Raw genomic sequence first — 18,113 nt, 5'->3', positions numbered from 1 at the left:
GAGGTCAGCAGGGGCGGTGCTTCGCAGCCGTGGGACGCAGCAGCCGGTAGCCGTTGCCGTGCCGCGTCAACTGGACGGTGAGATCCCATTGTGTACACGTCTCGTTCGGTCTGCCCTTCGGGCCGTAGCCGGCCGCCTGGTTGCTGGTGAAGGTCACCCGGGCCCGTACCGGGTCCAGTCGTGGATCCACCTGCATCAGTTCGACGTTCGAATCCTCTGTGGTCGACATCGCCTCGGTGAAGGAGTCGCGACTGCCCGGCTTCGTCGGGTCGACTACACCGTCCGGGTCGTAAAGCGCGAGCAGGGTGTCCCAGTCCTTGTCGTTGACCGCCTGGAAGTAGCCGTCGAAGAACTCGGCTACCTCGATCACCTCGGTGCTGTCGCCGGTACCAGCCAACCGGACCATCCCGACCCGGTCACGCGACGGCGTGCTGGAGAACCCGGGGTCCGGCGTCGCGGTGGTGGGCGTCTCCGCTGCCGGCGGAACCACACTCGCGCTCTCGGTCTGGGTGCCGTCGTCGGTGCGACCGCCGACGTAGACCAGCAGCCCACAAACGGCGGCGACGATCCCGGCAGCGACCAACGCCCGTCGCGCGGTCCTGGACCGCGTCGCCCGGGGTCGCGCATTGCCTCCCGCTGGCCCACGGGCCGCTCCCGACAGACCTTCGGCGGTGACTCGCCACCACTGCGGTCGCTGCGGCGGGGGAGGAACGACTTCGCTCGAGTGCGGCAGGACGGCGTCGAACGCGGCTGTCCACTCAGCCCAGTCGGGGCGTGCGTCCGGATCCTGCCAACTCCGGGCGGCGAGATCGGCGACGTCAGCGAAGAGTGGCTGCGCGGCCGTGAGTTCGGCGGGGTCGCGGGCCGCCTGGTCCGACAGCAACAGCCGGAGCACGAGCAGACCGAACTTGTACCGGTCACCCGCGGCGGTGCCGAGCGTCTCGCCCTCGGGCAACCTCCAGTCCGGCGTCTCCACCTGCGGCGCCACTGACTCGCCGTCGATGCAGACCGCATCACAGTCGAGAAGGAAGCAGCGCGGCGGATCCACCGTCACCAGGACGTTCTTGGGGGAGAGGTCACCCAGGACGACGCGCTCGCCGTGCAGAACCTCGAGCATCCGGACGAACTCGCGCAGCAGCCCGACTCGGTTGCGCTCCGAGACCCGAAGGCCGACCCTCGCCATGTACTCGATCGGGTTGAGCAGGAACTCCATCGCGAGTGGCTGGGAACGACCGTCGCCGGAGAGGGCGAGCGTCACCGTGTATTCCGGCGGCGCCGGTGGCATGAGGAATCCGCGAAAGTCCGCGCCGCGACGGACGGCGGCGAGCGGCCACGCGGCCCGCTCGGCGAGCAGGGTGCGCAGATTGTCGCCGGCCGACGCTCGCAGCGCCACCAGCCGGTCGAGTACGTCGGCCCGCACCGAGGCGAGCGTCTCCGGGTCGTACTCCTTGAACGCGAGCCGTCCTGGGAAGATTCTCGGCGCCTCCACCAGCCTGACCCGGCCCTGCCCGCCGGAGCCGAGTTCCCCGATCACGGTGAGCGCGTCGGCATCGACCGGCCCGCCGATGAACACGTTCATCCCGCTCTCTCCGACCACCCGGGACGCGGCCACACCGCGACGAGCGTCCGATCGTCGTCGAAGGTGTCCCGGGAGAAGTCGAGCGCGTGGGCCAGCCCCAACATCGGCGGTGGCTGGTCCAGGACCGTGGCGAATAGGTCGCCGACCAGGCCGGTGCCGTCGCCGAGCGGATCACCGAAGCCGTCCGTTCCGATCAGCAGCACCGATCTGGTGAGCCGCACCTCGACCGGTACGATCCGCTCTGGCAGCCTCGGCAGGGCCCGCACTGCCGAGTCGACCAGCCCACCGCTTGAGTACTTCGACGGGAAGAGGCTGCTGAACCGGGAGCCGTCGAACGACCAGGCACCGGAGTCACCGGCGCGGACCAGTTCGGCGGTCGCGCCAGAGCGGGTCGCCCGGACCACGCCGGCGACGATCGTCGTGCCGAGCCGCCGCTCCACGTCCTCGGCCCGCTCACCCGGCCGCAGCCCGTAGCGGCCATGTCCCAGCAGCGCGTTGGCGGCGTCGGTCAGCACCCGCCGCCAGTCGATGAGTCGCTCACGGTCGAGCTCCTCCGCCAGGGCCTGAAGGGCGGCCTGGCCGGCCAGCCTGGCGCCGACCTCGGCAGCCATCGCGCTGGCGACTCCGTCCATCACCGCGAACAGCACCGTTCCGGTAGGCCGGTGCAGTAGGACGCCGGCGTCGTCCTGGCGGTACTTTCCGGCGTGCCGGTGGGCGTTTCCGCGTACCGAGGCCATCCGAACAACGAAGTCCGGCGTCGTCCAACCGTCGCAGACCGTGTCAGGTTGGCGCCCGGGCGTCGGCCGGGGATCGAAGGAGTCGGCGGGCTCGTCGACCACGATCGGCGCCCACTGGCCGGGTGCCGGGCCGTTGCGGATGCGCGGCTGCCCACTGGAGCTGTCCGGCGGTTCGTCCCGGACATCTCCGGCGGTGGTGGTTCGCGGATCGGCCACCCGGCCACGTCGTAGTAGCATCCTCACACCACGTCGATCGCCATGTGAAAGCCCTCCGGGCGGCCTACCCGGAGTTCGGCCTTGCCGCTTGCCATCGACCGGCCCGACTCGATCACGCTCTTGGTGAGCGCGGCGCAGAACTTCGCGATGGCCTGCCCGATGTCGGAGCCCTGGATGGAGACGAATGCGTACTCCGGGCGCGTGGCGACCTCCAGGATGGTAGATGCCTCGGCATCGCCGATGCCGCAGGCGATGATGTTCGGCGCGCCAAGGGTCTGGTTCCGGTCGACGAGTTGCTGGTGGGGCCGTCGCCAGTTCCCGCCGTCACTGGGTTGGCCGTCGCTGAGAAAGAACACCGCCGGGCGGTGCACTGCGTACTGTTGTGACTTCAGCTGCCCGATATCGGTCGGGATCTGCCGTAGCAGCATGTGGAACGCGGCGCCGAAGTTCGTGGCGCTCCGACAGGTCAACGGTGGCATCGCATCGACCCGGCGCAGGTCGGCCAGGTGCATCCGCAGCACGGCGGTGTCGGAGAATCCGATGACGGAGAAGCGCACCTTGGCCGCCGCCATTGGTTCGGCCAGCAGCGCCTGGTGCAGCGAGGCGAGGCCCGCGTTCAGTTCACCGACGAGGCGCCGCATCGAGGCTGACTCGTCGGCCAGTACGTAGATCGGCAGTAGGTGTCCGCGTACGTCCGGCATGTGCTGGATCACTCTCCCTGGGGTGGCGGCGCAAGCAGTTCGCTGGCCGGGCGGAAACCGTCCGGCCCGGTGACGACGGAGTTCTGGTCGCCGTCGAGGACGGCGCGGCCGTATTCGAGGACCCGGCGTAGCGCGAAGGTGCAGAATCGGCGGGCCGCCTCGGCGACGTCATCGGCCGGGGCGACGAAGGCCAGCTCCGGCCGGGTGGCGATCCGGAGGACCGTCTGCGCCGAGGCCGGGCCGACGCCGCAGGCGATCAGGTCTGGCGCGTAGCGTTGACTGGCCCGATCGGAGAGTTGGCGGTGTACGTCGGTCCAGTGGTCCTCGGCGGGCCGGTCACCGCTGAGCATCAGCACCTGAGGGCGGCGCAGTGACGAGGTTTCCTGTTTGAGCGCGACCGCGTCCTGTGGGATGCAGTTCAGCAGGCGCGAGAACGCGTTGGCGAGCCTGGCGGGTCCGGCGCCGACTGTGAACGCCGGAAGGCGGACGCCCGGCCTCGCGGTGCTCACGGGTATCCGGACCGAGGCCCCGTCGGCATAGCTCAGCACCGCAAGCCGCACCACCTCGGCGACCTCCGGGGTGGCGACCAGGGTGTCGTAGAGAGTCCGCAGGCCGGCGTTGAGCGCGTCGATCCCGGCGGCCATCGCCGGTGACTCGTCGATCACCAGGTAGATCGGTATCAGGCCGGGCGCCCGACTGCCCGACCGGTCTGCACCCTCCCCGGCCTCGGGCAGCGGTACGTCCCAGCCCGACGCGGTCGAGGGGGCGCTGCCGAGCGGGAGGTGCGGGTACCCCGAGGCACCGCGGACGACCTCGTCTCTAACCTGGCCCATGTCGTACGCCTCGACCAGGTTACGGCCCGCCATGTACTCGAACTTCTCCCAGTTCCGCTTGTCCGCCTTCTCCCGTTCGGCAGCCAGCCGGGCCTCCATGTCGGCGGCCATCTCCAGAGCTCTGGCGGTGTCGCCCGGGTTGCTCTCCAGGTGCAGCGCGAGCAGGTCCTGCATGCTGAACGGTCGCCCGGCGAGCGCGTCGCGTTCCCTGGCCCGCTGTTCGATCGCGCCGCTTTGCCGGATCAGGTCGATGCTGTTGGCTCGCCGGGCCTCGTCCGCGTCGCGCTCGTGTTCGGCGGCCTTGACCACGTTGTCCCGCCTGGCCTCCTCCTCTTTCTGCAGGTAGGCGACCGCCGCCGCGTCGGGCTCCAGCCGGGCCCGGCACATGTACAGCTCGATGCATCCGCCGATCGTCACGCCACGCCGGAAGCGGGAGTTGATTGCGTCCTCCGCCGCCTTGGCCTCCTCGATGGGAAAGACGGCGGTGATGTCGCGAAACTCCGACATCAGGTAGTCGGAGACCACCCGGAGCCCGTCCTGGATGTTGCGGCTGACGATCTGCCTCGGATCGGTCACCCGGAAGCCGACGTTCACCATCGTCGCGAAGTGGTAGATCCCACCGCGCGCCGGTGGCGGCGAACTGCGCAGCTCGATGGTGCGCTGGTGATCGCTGAGGTCGACGTCGTACCTCGTCCGGTATCGGAGCAGGAGTTGGTCGCCGAGCCCGATCGGTCGGCCGCCGTCCAGAATTTCGATCTGGCCGTCGGCCGTCACATACACGGCGGCGACGTGCGGGTCGCGGACCCGTTCGGTGGCATCGAACCGCGACACCGGTCCGGACCTGAGAATCAGTTGAACGGACATGCTCGGGTTCACCTCGCGGAGTGGTCGGAAAGCAGCACGGCGTTCACCGCCTGCGCGACATTCGGCATCGGGATCAGGTCGTCCTCGCTGTCCCAGCGGCGAGTCTGGCGGGTGACCACCGCGCCCGCCCAAGGATCGAACTCGGCGACAGCCCGCGTCAGCCGGGTGAACGCCTCCCGGATCGCAACGTCGGACTCCGCATAGCTGGCCCAGACTCGCAGCACATGCTCTGCGGCCGAGCCGTAGCGGCTGCCCGACAGGCTGCGGGCCCAGAACTCGATGAGCGGCCGGCGCAGATGACCATGACGGGTGGCAAGCAGCAGCAGCGTCGGCCACCGGGTCTTCGCACCGTTCGCGTCGGTGACGTCGCTGAGCAGGTCCGCAGCGACGAGCAGGAACATGAGCTGCGCGGTATCCATCCGTTTCGGATCGGCCAGGCATCGCTCGACCACGCCGTAGAAGAGCGGAAGGTACTGCTCCGGGTCCTCGGCCAGCAGCGCCGCGAATCCTCGGCAGATGCCGACCTGCACCTGCTGGTCCGTGACCATGGTCAGCCGCTCCAGCGCGCGGACCGACCTGGTGGTGTCGGTACAGCCGAGCCGGGTGCCGTGCGCCAGCGCCGCGGTGGACTGCAACCTTGGATCTCGGGCCCGGTACCAGCCATCGACGAGCCAGGTCACTGCGGTCTGCAACTCCGGCACCCCGGCCGCCACCCGCAGCACGTCGGCGACCGCCTCCCGGCGGTAGGTATGGTCACTGGCCGCCCAGTCGTGCAGGACGGCGCGGCGGACATATTCGAAGGCGAGCGTCGACAGGAAACCGACCGCCGTGCCCGCCGAGACGCGTATCTGGTCGGAGCGGTGCATCGACAGGTCGCCGAGCCAGCCGAGGATCTCCTTCTGGATCCGGTAGCCCTGCCAGGCGCGTTCGATGACCCGGCGCGGATAGTCGGGGTTGCGGTACGAGATCTCTGTGGCCGGCGCGTACCCGTAGGGTGTGCGAATCATCCCCTCCGCGGTGTGGGCCTGTAGCGCCCGCAGGAGCTGGGTGGGCGGCATCCGGAAGGGATCCGGATTGGCGACCCGGAGTGATGCGTTGTCGTCCATGACGAGCGGGCCACCAGTCGACAGGCGCTTGTATAGCAGTCGCGCGGCGGCGGCGACCTCCTCGAGCGGCTGCCCGTCGAGCACCGCGAGTGCGATCGCGAAACAGCGCAGATCCAGGTCGGCGAGCCCGTCGAACCAGATGCCGAACTCGTCGACATCCCGGCGCATCAGCATCGCCCGGATGTGGGCGACGTCCACCGTTTCCGAATCGCGGCTGAGCAGCATCGCAAGCACGGCGGCGACCTCACAGGTGATGCCGTCCCGGTCGAGCTTCTCCTTGACCAGCTCGGCCACGTCCGGCTGCGCCAGCAGACCGTCGGCGCGGGTCTCGTCGTCGAGGCGATAGCTGAGGTGGGTACGCAGAATCTCCCGTCGTGACGGTGCCGCCGGCAGGCTTATCCGATGCCGGAGCAGGCTCTCGTCCCGGATTGGTGCCTCGGAGCCGACGGTGAGCACGAGCCGCGCGTCGGCGGCCTTGAGCGCCGCCTCCAGCCGGTCGAAGGTGGAGGCGTCGAGCCGCCCGACGTCGTCGGGCTGGCAGAGGAGGAAGGCGGTACCGCGCTCGAACTGACGGGCTGTCAACTGCTCCGCCATCCGGCTCAGGTCGATCCGGCGGTCGAGCTGGTAGATCACTCGGGACTCGACGCCGAGCAGGAGCCGGATCGCCATCGTGACCCGTCCGCCCCCGGTGGCTCCCTGGAGCAGGACGCTGCGGCGGTCCTGGAAGTCGGCCCGGCAGGCGTCCCAGCGCTCGGGGAAGACGAAGGCGTGTCGGGCGTACTCCTCCAGTGTTGGCGCCAGCCTCGTCAGCGGCGCGCTCTGCTGCCCGCCGGTCAGATAGAAGACGATTTTGTCGCCGGAGACGGCGTCGCCGCCGAATCGTTGCTGCGCGTCGCGTACGAACTGGTGACGGTCCGATCCGCGCCCCGGCTGGTCGTGCAGTCCGTCGGGAAGCGAGGTGGCGCCGCCGGACCGGTCGGCGCTGGCGCCGTCCCCTTCACCGCCCTGCTCCGGTGGGGTGGTCCCGGAATTCGTTCCGCCGTCGGCCCGTGGAGGGCTGCCGTCGGCTTCACCGGCGGCAGCAGGCCCGACCGGCGCGCCCTCGGGTGCCGGTCCCGTGTTGGTCGGTGCTGCGACCGGTTGGTCCGGCGCGCCCGCTGCTGCCCCGCTCATCGGTACCCCGCCTCGTCGCCATGGACGGTCTTGTGGCCGTTGACCCAGTCGCCGCCGACCTGGGGGCCGTGCACCGGTCCGTGGTTGTTGAAGTGCACGCTGTGGCTGCCCGCGGGTGTCGGGCTGCCGGCGGCGGGTTCGGGCACGGACCGGACCTCCGGCGCCGACCGGAGGCCCGGCGGGGACGAGTAACCCGGAGCGTGCACCCAGCAGCGCGCTCGGCCCTCGGCGATCGGCACCGGAAGGTAGGTGGACGGATCGGCCGCCAGTGGGTGGATCCGCACCACGCCGTCGTAGAAGGCGTCTGGCAGCACGAGGACGAGTCCCGCTTTCGTCGCTCGACGTCGTACCTCAGCGACCGCTGGAAGATCCAGGAGGTAGGCGATCTCGTCGGAGGCATCCGCTTGACCACTGCGCATCGTCGAGTGGTGCAGGCCGGCGCGGACGCGCAACGGGCCGCCCTCCGCAACGGGTTGGTCGGCCAGGGCCGCCTCGAGGGCGCTGACCAGCCTGGAGAGCACCCGGATCGGCGGAACGGCAGCCGGGACGAACATGGTGAGCCTCGTCGGTCGGGTCACCGTCTCCATCTCTGGCATCTCCGCATCCGCCGTGGCCCGCTCGATGGCCTGGTGCAGGGCCGTCACGTGCCACTCCCGAACAGGTGGCTCTGGCCGCAGCATCAGAATGGTCCCGTCCCGTCCCGCCGCCGGCCCGCTGGCAGCCGCAGCGGGCTCGCCTCGGGCGAGGCTGGCGAGTTCCTCGATCAGGAGGGGAAGGTCCCGCTGGATGCCCCTCGTACTCAGCCGCCGGTACTGCCGATGCGCCAGCTTCGCGATGTCCTCCGGAAGGTTGTCGGCGCGGAGCACAGGTACCTCTCCGACCAGGACCGGAACGACAGCGATTCCTATCGACAGCGCCCCGGCGATCTCCCGCCGTACGAAGTCCTCCGGGTTGTCGATGCGCCTGCGCCCGCGACCGTCCCGGGCCAGCCACCTCTTCCCGATGACGACCACCAGCACCACGCTCTTGGCGAGACTGCCCCAAAGTTCGGGGCGGAAGTCGCGTCCCAGCTGGATCGACCGGTTGTCCCGGAAGACCCGCTTCGGTCCGATTCTCGCGCACAGTTTTTCGTCAATAAGGACGGCGACGCCCGCCTCGTCGTCAGAACGGTAGTTGATGAATACGTCCGGCACCAGGAAATCCTTACTAGGATGGACTCATTCCCGATCGCCGCGGCCGATGGAACCAGTGCATACAGAATCGCGCGGAGTTTGCCGGCCGCCGCGCTTTCAAGCGATGCCAATCGTCCCAACGCAGCCGAGCCGGGACAAGCGGTTGTTGGGTCCTTCGGCAATGGACAACGGGAAACATGAAACAGATTCGGTACGGCTGGTGGCGCCGATCATGTAGAGCGGCCTCGCTGAATCCCCGAAAGGACCCCGACGATCCGGAGCACCCGGGCGGGACGGCTGCGGCGGAAGCCTGAATGACCGGTCGGGCGGGTGCGCCGGTCGGCCAGAATTGTCGTACCGTTGGACCGGTCGGTTCCGCTGACCTTCGCTTCGTCCCATGTTGGCCCGGGGTGGAAGCGGCTCAGGCGCCGGGTGGCGGCAGCACGGACGTCTGCGTCACGTCCTGGTCCCGGAGCTTGCGGTAGACCACTTCGGACGTGAAGCCGCCGATGAACCCGATCGCGAGCACGAAGAAGATCAGGCGGCGTGCGCCGTCACCGACGAAGAGATCCGGGTTGGTCGCCAGCTGTGCCGCGACGAACAGTAGGAAGGCGATGGTCCCGGCGGCGGAGCCGAGCGCTGCCGCCCGGAGCCATTCCGCGCCGCCGTCGTGAGCATTGCGGATCACCGCACCCCAGATCGACGACAACAGGGCGGCCGTGACCAGTGCGGTCAGGTTTACCCACAGGCCGGCTGGGAGCGCGAAGGCGATCGGGATCGTGGCCAGCGCCATCGCCAGCAACAACAGGGCGAATCCGAGCCCGGCCAGGGTGCGGCGCTGGGCGGAAAGCGCACTACGGCGGGCTTCCGCCTCCGCCGCCGTCCGTCGATCGTGCTGAGCGAGCAACGATCCGACGATTTCGACGGCGCTCGTGGACCGCCACGACTGGGCGAGAGTCGCGACGTCGTCCTCGGTGTAGTGGCCCTGCTCGCTGGCGAGCCGTTCCCAGACGCGCTGAGCCGCACCCCCGAAGGCCGCCACCGGCGCGACCGCAACCCGGCGGGACAGTGCGATCAAGCCGGCGACGAAGGTAGAGCGGCCCCCGCCGATCAGCAGCACACCGTCGGCGGCGAGTAGTCCACGGAAGTAGGACACCTCCCAGTCGCCCGAGGGCTCCGGCTTGACGAGGAAGACGTCCCGGTGCAGGTTCATCTGCTCGAACACGGTGTCCGCGCCGTAGCGGGCCCTGACCTCGACCGAGCCGGGTCGCGCCTGGCCCGATCCGACGAAGCCGCGTACCACCGCATACTCGATATATTGCGGGCGGCTGGAAAAGACGACAATTCTGCATCCCCTGGTCGCCAGCTCATGGCCTATCGCGGTCGCCGCCGCCCACGCCGTGTCGGTGTCCGCGCAGGGCGGGTTGTAGTTCCGGACCGAATCCATGCTGCCGACAACCGCAATTACGGGTGACATGGGGCTCCCAAAAGAGGGCGAGCGGGTGGGCATCAATATACGCGGAACGCGCCATCCTCAGGAGTCGCTCGTGCTCCGCGTAGCCCGTGTCAGGTCCGAGAAGGCGAGCCGGCACAAATGATCTTCGGCGGGTGTCGTCCTGCTGTCCGTACTGGGTGAATAGCCGATCAAGGTCGTTTCATCGCGGCTGGCTCGTACGCCTGCGCCGACGTTATCGCTGATGCCCCCGAAACCCGTTGGCGTCCGAACCTCGATCCCGGCAGCGGCCCGGTGAGGTGGCGCCGCCCGGCGAGCTACAGGGGTGGTTACTCGTCGGGCACCCGCTGGTCACCGAGCGCGGAGACGGTCACCGAGACCGTCCCCGACTCGTCGGCCTCCAGCGTCGCCGGAGCGTCGACGGCGAGGCCGACCCGGGCGGTGGCGACGTACCGGTGGCCGGCTCGGGCGGTGAAGGTCAACCGGTCGCCCCTCGCCGTCTGGTTGATCCTCGTTCCGGTACCCGCGTCGACCAGTTCGAACGGCCCGGCGAAGAGCGGACTGCGCAGGGTCACCTCGCCGGCCCGGTCGGCGGTGACCGCGATCTCGGTGGCGGCCCCGGCCGACCACCTCGTGTCGACGGTCAGTCCACCCCGGGCCCGCAGCCCGTGCACCGCCCCGTCGCGCCAGGCGCCGGGCAGCGCCGGCAGTACGTGCACCTCACCGCTCTGGCTCTGCAACAGCATCTCGGCGATCCCGGCGGTCGCGCCGAAGTTGCCGTCGATCTGGAACGGCGGGTGGCTGTCCCAGAGGTTCGGCAGGGTGCTCTGCCGCAACTGCTCGGCGAGCATCCTGTGCGCGTGGTCCCCGTCCAGCAGCCGCGCCCAGAAGTTGATTTTCCATGCCCTGCTCCAGCCCGTACCGCCGTCGCCGCGTGCGGTGAGCGAGACCTTGGCGGCGGCGGCCAGCTCCGGGTCGTCCAGCGCGGTGATCTGCGCGCCCGGGTGCAGGGCGAACAGCTGCGAGACGTGCCGGTGGTGGTCGTCCGGATCGTCCAGGTCCTCCTTCCACTCCTGGAGCTGCCCCCAGGAGCCGACCCGCAGACCCGGGTCGAGCCTGGCCAGCGCGTCGCGCAGCTCCCGGCGGAACGCGTCGTCGCCGCCGACGATCCCGGCCGCCTCGACCGTGTTGGTGAGCAGTTCCCGGACGATCTGCTGCGACATCGAGGCACCGGCGGTGAAGTCGCCGTTCTCCGGCGAGTAGCTCGGCGAGACCACCAGCCTGCCGTCGCGCGGGTCGACGACCAGCTCGTCGAGCCAGAAGAGCGCCAACTCCTTCAGCATCGGGTACGCCCGCTCGCGCAGGAACTCGCCGTCCCCGGTGAACCGGTAGTGCTCGTAGTAGTGCTGGGCCAGCCAGGCACCCGCCTCCGGAAACCAGAACGACTGCGGATAGTCGTGCAGGCCGGTGAAGCCGTACGGGTTGGTCTCGTTGTGCACCACCCAGCCCCGGTTGCCGTGGATCTGCCGCGCCGTGATCCGGCCCGGTGGCACCATCGCGTCGACCTGGTCGAAGAGCGGGGCGGTGGTCTCCGACAGGTTCGTCGTCTCGGCCGGCCAGTAGTTCATCTGGAGGTTGATGTTCACGTGGTAGTCGGCGTCCCAGGGCGGGTTGGTGACGTTGTTCCAGACGCCCTGGAGGTTCGCCGGCAGCGAGCCGGGCCGGGAGGAGGCGATCAGCAGGTAACGGCCGTAGGCGAAGAAGAGCGCCTCCAGCGCGCGGTCCGCCGCCGACGGCCCACCACGGTACCGCCGCAGCAGCTCGTCGGTGGGGACAGCCGGCATCTGCTGGCCGATGTCCAGGCGTACCCGGTCGAAGAGCGCCCGGTGGTCGGCGGTGTGCGCGGCGAGCAGCTCGGGGTAGGACTTCCCGGCCGCCGCGTCGACGGTGGCGGTGACCCGGGCGTGCGGGTCTGTTCCCCGGTACGTCGGATACGTGGCGGCATAGTCGGTGCCGGCGCCCAGCACCAGCGTGGCGGCGTCGGCTCCGGCCACCGTGACCGTGCCGTCGACACCGTCGCTGACCGTACCGCAGTCTGCGGTGACCTGGATCTGCGACTCGTACCGCAGCTCGTTGTCGTCGAGGGTGCCGGCGAAGGTGATCCGGCCGCCGCTGGCGGTGACGATCCTCGACCGGTTGTCCGGCGCGGTCACGCGTGCGGTGAAGGCGATCTTTCCGGGCTGGTCGGCGCCGAGCCGCACCACCAGTACGCCGTCGGGCTGGCTGGCGAAGTACTCCCGGGTGTAGCGCACTCCGTCGTGCACGTAGCAGACCCTGGCGACGGCCCGGCCGATGTTCAGTTCGCGGCGGTAGTCGGTGACCGTGCCCGGGTCCTCGGTGAGCCGCAGCGACAACTCTCCGAACGTGTCGTACGACCCGAATCCGCTCTTCGGCTGGCCGAGCAGACCCGCCACCTCCTGCGGGCCGAGCCGGCCCCGCTCGTCGATCAGGCGCCGCACCTCCTCGATCGCGCCGGGGCGGGGCGAGGTCCAGTTGCCGAAGTCGTATCCGCCGACCGAGCCGGGGCCGCCGGTCCAGAGTGTCTTCTCGTTGAACTGCACGATCTCGGCAGCGACCCGGCCGAAGACCATCCCGCCGAGCGCGCCGTTGCCGATCGGCAGTGCCTGGGTCTCCCAGTCGACAGCCGGCTCGGCGTACCAGAGGATGAGCGGGTCCTCGGCGGTGGTCGCGCCGCCCGACGTGCTGTCGGGGTCATCCACTGTTGCCTCCGGATCGTCCAGGTGGGCCGGGGGAGAGCTGCTGGCGGGGCGGACGTCGCGGCGGGATCACGGGCCAGGTACGCATCCGATGTTTGGCGATGAGGTTACAAAGGACACCTCGGCGAGACAAGCGAGGTGTCCGACCACGGTTACCGGTCCGCTCTTGTGTCCCGGCGAGCCCACCTGATAGACATCGGATGTATTTATCGACTATCGCGGTCTGGGGGCGACGGGTGAGGCTGTTGCGGGTGGGCGCACCGGGGCGGGAGTCCCCGGCGCTGCTGGACGAGGCCGGGCGGTTGCATGACCTCGGTGGGGTGGTCGACGACCTGGACGGACCGTTCCTGGCCGGCGGCGGCATCGAGCGGCTGGCCGGGATCGACGTCGACGGGCTGCCCGTGCTGCCCGAGGGAGTGCGGGTCGGGCCACCGCTGCGGCCGGGAAAGATCATCTGCATCGGCCTGAACTACCGGGACCACGCCGCCGAGACGGGCGCCCCGCTCCCGACCGAACCGGTGGTCTTCATGAAGGCCCCGGACACCGTGGTCGGCCCGGACGACGAGGTGCTGGTGCCACGCGGCAGCACCAAGACCGACTGGGAGGTCGAGCTGGCCGTGGTGATCGGGCGGACCGCCCGCTATCTGGACAGTCCCGAGGAGGCGCTCGGCTGCGTCGCCGGCTACGCCGTCTCGCACGACGTCTCCGAGCGGGAGTTCCAGCTCGAACGCGGCGGCCAGTGGGACAAGGGCAAGAACTGCGAGACCTTCAACCCGCTCGGGCCGTGGCTGGTCACCGCCGACGAGGTACCCGACCCGCAGCGGCTGGGCCTGCGGCTCTGGGTCAACGGCGCGCTCAAGCAGGACGGTGACACGTCGAACATGGTCTTCCCGGTCGCCGAGATCGTGCACTACCTGAGCCAGTTCCTGGTGCTGCACCCCGGCGACGTCGTCAACACCGGTACCCCGGCCGGGGTGGCACTCGGCCAGCCCGAGCCGAAGCCGTACCTGCGGGCCGGCGACATCGTCGAACTGGAGATCGACGGGCTGGGGCGGCAGCGCCAGCGGGTGGGGCAGGCATGATCTTCACCGGGCTGGAGATCGCCGACATCCGCTTCCCGACCTCCCTCGAACTCGACGGCTCGGACGCGATGAACCCCGACCCCGACTACTCGGCCGCGTACGTGGTGATCAGCACCGACGCCGGGGACGGGCACGAGGGGCACGGCTTCGCCTTCACCATCGGACGGGGCAACGACGTACAGGCGGCGGCGATCGCGTCGCTGCGGCCGTACCTGGTCGGGCGTCCGGTCGAGACGGTGCTGGCCGACCTCGGCGGCCTCTGGCGCGAACTGGTGCACGACTCCCAACTGCGCTGGCTCGGCCCGGAGAAGGGCGTCATGCACATGGCGATCGCCGCCGTGGTCAACGCGCTCTGGGACCTGCGCGCCAAGCGGGCCGGGCTGCCGCTGTGGCGACTGCTGGCCGGGATGAGCCCGGAGGAACTTGTCGACCTGGTCGACTTCCGCTATCTCAGCGACGCGTTGACCCGCGACGAGGCGCTGCGGATCCTCCGGGCCGCCCGCCCCGGCCGGTCCGAACGGGAGGAACACCTGCTGCGCGAGGGTTTCCCCGCCTACACCACCTCGCCGGGCTGGCTCGGCTACGACGACGAGAAGCTGCGCCGGCTCTGCCAGGAGGCGCTGGCCGACGGCTTCACCCAGATCAAGCTGAAGGTCGGTGCCGACCTGGACGACGACATCCGGCGGATGGGCATCGCCCGGCAGACCTGCGGGCCGGACATCCGGATCGCCGTCGACGCCAACCAGCGCTGGGACGTGCCGCAGGCGATAGCCTGGGTACGCGAGCTGGCGCCGTTCGACCCGTACTGGGTCGAGGAGCCGACCAGCCCGGACGACGTCGTCGGGCACGCCACCATCGCCCGGGAACTCGCCCCGGTCCGGATCGCCACCGGCGAACACGTGGCGAACCGGGTCGTCTTCAAACAACTGCTCCAGCTCGGTGCGATCTCCTATCTGCAGATCGACGCCAGCCGGGTCGCCGGGGTCAACGAGAACATCGCGATCCTGCTGCTGGCGGCGAAGTTCGGCGTGCCGGTCTGCCCGCACGCGGGTGGGGTCGGGCTCTGCGAACTCGTCCAGCACCTGTCGATGTTCGACTACGTCGCCGTCGCCGGCTCGATGCGGGACCGGGTCATCGAGTACGTCGACCACCTGCACGAGCACTTCGTCGACCCGGTGGTGATCCGCCGGGGCCGGTACGTGGCACCGACCGCGCCCGGCTTCAGCGCCACGATGCGCCCGGAGACCCTGACCGGGTACGCCTATCCGAACGGCCCGGTCTGGGCCGTCCCACCTGCCGGGGTGACGGTGCCGTGACCGCCGAGATCCCGCCCGGTGCCGGGAGCGCCGGGAGCGCAGGGATTCCGCCCGGTGCCGGGGCGGGTGGCGGCGAGTTCACCGGGCTGGCGGCGGTGGTGACCGGCGGTGCCTCGGGGATCGGACTGGCCACCGCCACCCTGCTGGCCTCCCGGGGCGCCCGGGTCGCCTGTCTTGACCTGCTCCCGGGCGGTGTACCCGAGCCGCTGCTCGGGATCGCCGCCGACGTCTCCGACGACGCCTCGGTACGTGTCGCGGTGGCCGCCGCGGCCCGCTCGCTCGGCGGGATCGACGTACTCGTCAACAATGCCGGCATCGGCGCGCAGGGCACCGTCGAGTCCAACCCGGACGACGAGTGGCACCGGGTGCTCGACGTGAACGTGGTCGGGATGGTCCGGGTGAGCAGGGCGGCCCTGCCGTACCTCCGCCGCTCCCCGCACGCCGCGATCGTCAACACCTGCTCGATCGCGGCCTGGGCCGGGCTGCCCAACCGGGCGCTCTACAGCGCCAGCAAGGGTGCGGTGCAGTCGTTGACCCTGGCGATGGCGGCCGACCACGTCCGGGAGGGGATCCGGGTCAACTGCGTCAACCCGGGGACCGTGGACACCCCCTGGGTACGCCGGCTGCTGGACTCGGCCGACGACCCGGCGGCGGAACTCGCCGCGCTCCAGGCCCGCCAGCCCACCGGTCGGCTGGTGGGTGCGGACGAGGTGGCTGCGGCGATCGCCTACCTGGCCAGCCCGCTGTCGGGGGCGACCACCGGCACCGTGTTGGGAGTGGACGGCGGCATGTACGGGCTGCGGCTGCGGCCGGACCCGCCGGGCTGACCACTCCCACCCCGACGGGCGGCGTCCACCGCACCGCCGGGTCGGGGACGGCCAGCGGGGGCCACGGATCGACTGGAAGGAGCTTCGCGGTCATGGAGCGGATCGCCCTGCACACCCGGCTCAAGGCCGGGCGCGAGGACGAGTACGACAGTGTCCACCGGGTCATCCCCGCCGAACTGGACAGCGCGCTGCGCGCCGCCGGGGTACGCAGCTGGCGGATCTGGCGGGACGGGCAGGACCTGTTCCACCTGGTCGAGGTGGAGGACTACCGGCGGATGCGGCACGAACTGCGCGACCATCCGGCGAACGTGCCGTGGCAGGCTCGGATGGCGGAACTGCTGGAGGTACGCGACGACTACTCCGGCGCCGACTCGGGCCTGTCGCTGGTCTGGGAACTGCCGGCAGACGGTGAGGAGACGACATGACCGGGATCAGGGTGGGGCGTTCCGAGGTGCTGGTCAGCCCGCTCGGCCTCGGCTGCGCCCCGATCGGCAACCTCTACACGGCGGTGGCCGAGACCGAGGCGCTGGCGACGGTTGCGGCGGCCTGGGAATCCGGCATCCGTTACTTCGACACCGCCCCGCACTACGGGCTCGGCCTCTCCGAGCGCCGGCTCGGCGACGCGCTGCGTACGCTGCCACGTGCGGAGTACACCGTGAGCAGCAAGGTGGGGCGGCTGCTCGTACCTGACCCGGCCGGGGCGGGACGGCGGGACGACGAGGGCTTCGACGTACCGGCCGACCACCGGCGACGCTGGGACTTCAGCGCCGACGGTGTCCGGCGGTCGCTGGAGGCGAGCCTGGTCCGGCTCGGGTTGGACCGGATCGACCTGGTGTTGATCCACGACCCGGAGGACCACCGGACACAGGCGCTGGAGCAGGGCTATCCGGCCCTGCACGAGCTGCGCGCCGAGGGGGTCGTCGGTGCCATCGGGGTCGGCACGAAGCAGTGGCAGGTGCTGCACCGGTTCGTCACCGAGACCGACATCGACGCGGTGATGGTGGCTGGCCGGTACACCCTGCTGGAGCAGCCGGCACTGGACAGCCTGCTGCCGGAGTGCGAACGGCGCGGCGTCTCGGTGCTGAACGCTGGCGTCTTCAACAGCGGACTGCTCGCCGTCGACCGGCCGCACGCCGGGCTGCCCTACGACTACGCCGACGCCCCGGCCGAGATCCTGGACCGGGCCCGGGCGATCGCCAGGCTCTGCGTCGCGCACGGCAGCACGCTGCCGGCGGCGGCGCTCGCCTTCGCCGCCGCGCACCCCGCCGTCGCCTCCGTGGTGGTCGGCGCGCACAACCCCGAGCAGGTACGCCGGAACGCCGCACTGCTCGCCGCCGAACCCCCGCCCGGCGAGTTCTGGTCGGAGCTGGTCGCCGTGGGACTGCTCCGCCCCGACGCGCCCGTCCCGACCCGGGTGGCTGCGCCGTGATCGTCGACGCGCACCACCACCTCTGGCGGATCGAGGACGGCTACCGCTGGCTGGACGCACCCGAGCTGGCCCCGATCCGCCGATCCTTCCTCCCCGCTGACCTGGCCGCCGAGCTGAACGCGGCCGGGGTCGACCGGACTGTGCTGGTCGAGGGCGGCAGGTGCGACACCGCCGAGGCGGAGATCCTGCTCGGCTACGCCGCCGGCTGCCCGCCGATCGCCGGGGTGGTCGCCTGGGCCGATCCGGCCGACCCGGCGCTGGCCGAGACCATCGCCGGCTACCGTCGGCTGCCCGGCGGCGAGCTGCTGGTCGGGATCCGGCCACAACTGCAGGCCGAGACCGACCCGGACTACCTGGACCGGCCGGAGGTGCGGCGCGGACTGCGTACCGTCGCGGAAGCCGGACTGGCTTTCGACGTGGTCTGCCGGGCGGACCAGGTGGCGGCGGTGGCCCGGGCCGCCCGGGACGTGCCGGAGCTGCGGTTCGTCCTCGACCACCTGGGCAAGCCGGCGATCCGGGACGGCGCGGCCGGGTTGGCGACCTGGGCCGGCCCGGTCGCGGAGCTGGCCGCCGCGCCGAACGCGACGGCGAAGCTCTCGGGTCTGGTGACCGAGGCCGACTGGCGGCGGTGGCGTCCGGCCGACCTGCGGCCGTTCGTCGCCGAAGCGATCCGGCTGTTCGGGCCGGAACGGCTGATGTTCGGCTCGGACTGGCCGGTCTGCCGGCTCGCCGCCGGCTACGGCGCGGTGCTGGCGGCCCTGACCGAAGTGCTGCCGCCGCTGTCGACGGGCGAGCGGGAGGCGGTCTTCGGCGAAACGGCGATCCGGACCTACCGGCTCGGCACCTAG

14 protein-coding genes are annotated in these 18,113 nt (G+C 70.7%); 6 read left to right on the top strand and 8 right to left on the bottom strand.

All coding sequences use genetic code 11. From position 1 onward, the window contains the following. Positions 1-4: 4 nt before the first annotated feature. The 8 genes from CLT71_RS07765 to CLT71_RS07730 form a co-directional block, all read right to left on the bottom strand. Complete coding sequence (locus tag CLT71_RS07765) at positions 5-1,579, bottom strand: hypothetical protein (RefSeq protein WP_143743405.1); 1,575 nt, start codon at positions 1,577-1,579, stop codon at positions 5-7. Beyond that, the gene (locus CLT71_RS07760; protein ID WP_158242203.1) at positions 1,576-2,532 is read right to left on the bottom strand and encodes a protein phosphatase 2C domain-containing protein; all 957 of its coding nucleotides are present in this window, start codon (positions 2,530-2,532) and stop codon (positions 1,576-1,578) included. The genes CLT71_RS07765 and CLT71_RS07760 overlap by 4 nt, the downstream gene beginning before the upstream one ends. A 23-nt stretch (positions 2,533-2,555) precedes the next feature. Further along, positions 2,556-3,233, bottom strand: coding sequence for a vWA domain-containing protein (locus CLT71_RS07755; RefSeq protein ID WP_101366509.1), 678 nt, complete (start codon positions 3,231-3,233; stop codon positions 2,556-2,558). A gap of 8 nt (positions 3,234-3,241) precedes the next feature. Further along, on the bottom strand, positions 3,242-4,897 hold the full coding sequence (locus tag CLT71_RS07750; RefSeq protein WP_101366508.1) for a hypothetical protein: 1,656 nt from the start codon (positions 4,895-4,897) through the stop codon (positions 3,242-3,244). Positions 4,898-4,938: 41 nt separating this feature from the next. After that, a complete protein-coding gene (locus tag CLT71_RS07745) occupies positions 4,939-7,209 on the bottom strand; it encodes a hypothetical protein (RefSeq protein WP_101366507.1) in 2,271 nt (756 codons plus the stop codon). Continuing rightward, positions 7,206-8,402, bottom strand: coding sequence for a TIR domain-containing protein (locus tag CLT71_RS07740; protein WP_101366506.1), 1,197 nt, complete (start codon positions 8,400-8,402; stop codon positions 7,206-7,208). Before CLT71_RS07740 ends, CLT71_RS07745 begins: the two co-directional genes overlap by 4 nt. Before the next feature lie 400 nt (positions 8,403-8,802). Continuing rightward, the gene (locus CLT71_RS07735) at positions 8,803-9,891 is read right to left on the bottom strand and encodes a hypothetical protein (protein WP_143743403.1); all 1,089 of its coding nucleotides are present in this window, start codon (positions 9,889-9,891) and stop codon (positions 8,803-8,805) included. Between the two features lie 272 nt (positions 9,892-10,163). Continuing rightward, positions 10,164-12,614: a glycoside hydrolase family 95 protein gene (locus CLT71_RS07730; protein ID WP_486483128.1), complete on the bottom strand. Its 2,451-nt coding sequence runs from the start codon at positions 12,612-12,614 to the stop codon at positions 10,164-10,166. A gap of 248 nt (positions 12,615-12,862) precedes the next feature. Here CLT71_RS07730 and CLT71_RS07725 point away from each other — a divergent pair, with 248 nt between their 5' ends. From CLT71_RS07725 to CLT71_RS07700, 6 genes are all read left to right on the top strand, one after another. Beyond that, positions 12,863-13,693 carry a fumarylacetoacetate hydrolase family protein gene (locus tag CLT71_RS07725; RefSeq protein ID WP_486483127.1) on the top strand — a complete coding sequence of 277 codons (831 nt, stop codon included), beginning with the start codon at positions 12,863-12,865 and terminating at the stop codon, positions 13,691-13,693. After that, positions 13,690-15,009: an L-fuconate dehydratase gene (locus tag CLT71_RS07720; RefSeq protein ID WP_101366503.1), complete on the top strand. Its 1,320-nt coding sequence runs from the start codon at positions 13,690-13,692 to the stop codon at positions 15,007-15,009. Before CLT71_RS07725 ends, CLT71_RS07720 begins: the two co-directional genes overlap by 4 nt. After that, on the top strand, positions 15,006-15,836 hold the full coding sequence (locus tag CLT71_RS07715) for an SDR family oxidoreductase (RefSeq protein WP_486483126.1): 831 nt from the start codon (positions 15,006-15,008) through the stop codon (positions 15,834-15,836). The genes CLT71_RS07720 and CLT71_RS07715 overlap by 4 nt, the downstream gene beginning before the upstream one ends. Before the next feature lie 92 nt (positions 15,837-15,928). Beyond that, positions 15,929-16,261 carry an L-rhamnose mutarotase gene (locus CLT71_RS07710; protein WP_101366502.1) on the top strand — a complete coding sequence of 111 codons (333 nt, stop codon included), beginning with the start codon at positions 15,929-15,931 and terminating at the stop codon, positions 16,259-16,261. After that, positions 16,258-17,265, top strand: a complete 1,008-nt coding sequence (locus CLT71_RS07705; RefSeq protein ID WP_101366501.1) for an aldo/keto reductase — start codon at positions 16,258-16,260, stop codon at positions 17,263-17,265. The genes CLT71_RS07710 and CLT71_RS07705 overlap by 4 nt, the downstream gene beginning before the upstream one ends. Further along, a complete protein-coding gene (locus tag CLT71_RS07700) occupies positions 17,262-18,113 on the top strand; it encodes an amidohydrolase family protein (protein ID WP_101366500.1) in 852 nt (283 codons plus the stop codon). The genes CLT71_RS07705 and CLT71_RS07700 overlap by 4 nt, the downstream gene beginning before the upstream one ends.

Source organism: Plantactinospora sp. CNZ320 (assembly GCF_002846275.1).
The sequence above is the reverse complement of the archived record's forward strand: the minus strand, read 5'-3'. Positions and strand labels throughout refer to the sequence as shown.

Excerpts from the sequence above, each read along its gene's own strand:
- CLT71_RS07745 (WP_101366507.1), bottom strand. The coding sequence starts at position 7,209 with ATGAGCGGGGCAGCAGCGGGCGCGCCGGACCAACCGGTCGCAGCACCG.
- CLT71_RS07710 (WP_101366502.1), top strand. The coding sequence starts at position 15,929 with ATGGAGCGGATCGCCCTGCACACCCGGCTCAAGGCCGGGCGCGAGGAC.
- CLT71_RS07705 (WP_101366501.1), top strand. The coding sequence starts at position 16,258 with ATGACCGGGATCAGGGTGGGGCGTTCCGAGGTGCTGGTCAGCCCGCTC.
- CLT71_RS07765 (WP_143743405.1), bottom strand. The coding sequence starts at position 1,579 with ATGAACGTGTTCATCGGCGGGCCGGTCGATGCCGACGCGCTCACCGTG.
- CLT71_RS07720 (WP_101366503.1), top strand. The coding sequence starts at position 13,690 with ATGATCTTCACCGGGCTGGAGATCGCCGACATCCGCTTCCCGACCTCC.
- CLT71_RS07755 (WP_101366509.1), bottom strand. The coding sequence starts at position 3,233 with ATGCCGGACGTACGCGGACACCTACTGCCGATCTACGTACTGGCCGAC.
- CLT71_RS07735 (WP_143743403.1), bottom strand. The coding sequence starts at position 9,891 with ATGCCCACCCGCTCGCCCTCTTTTGGGAGCCCCATGTCACCCGTAATT.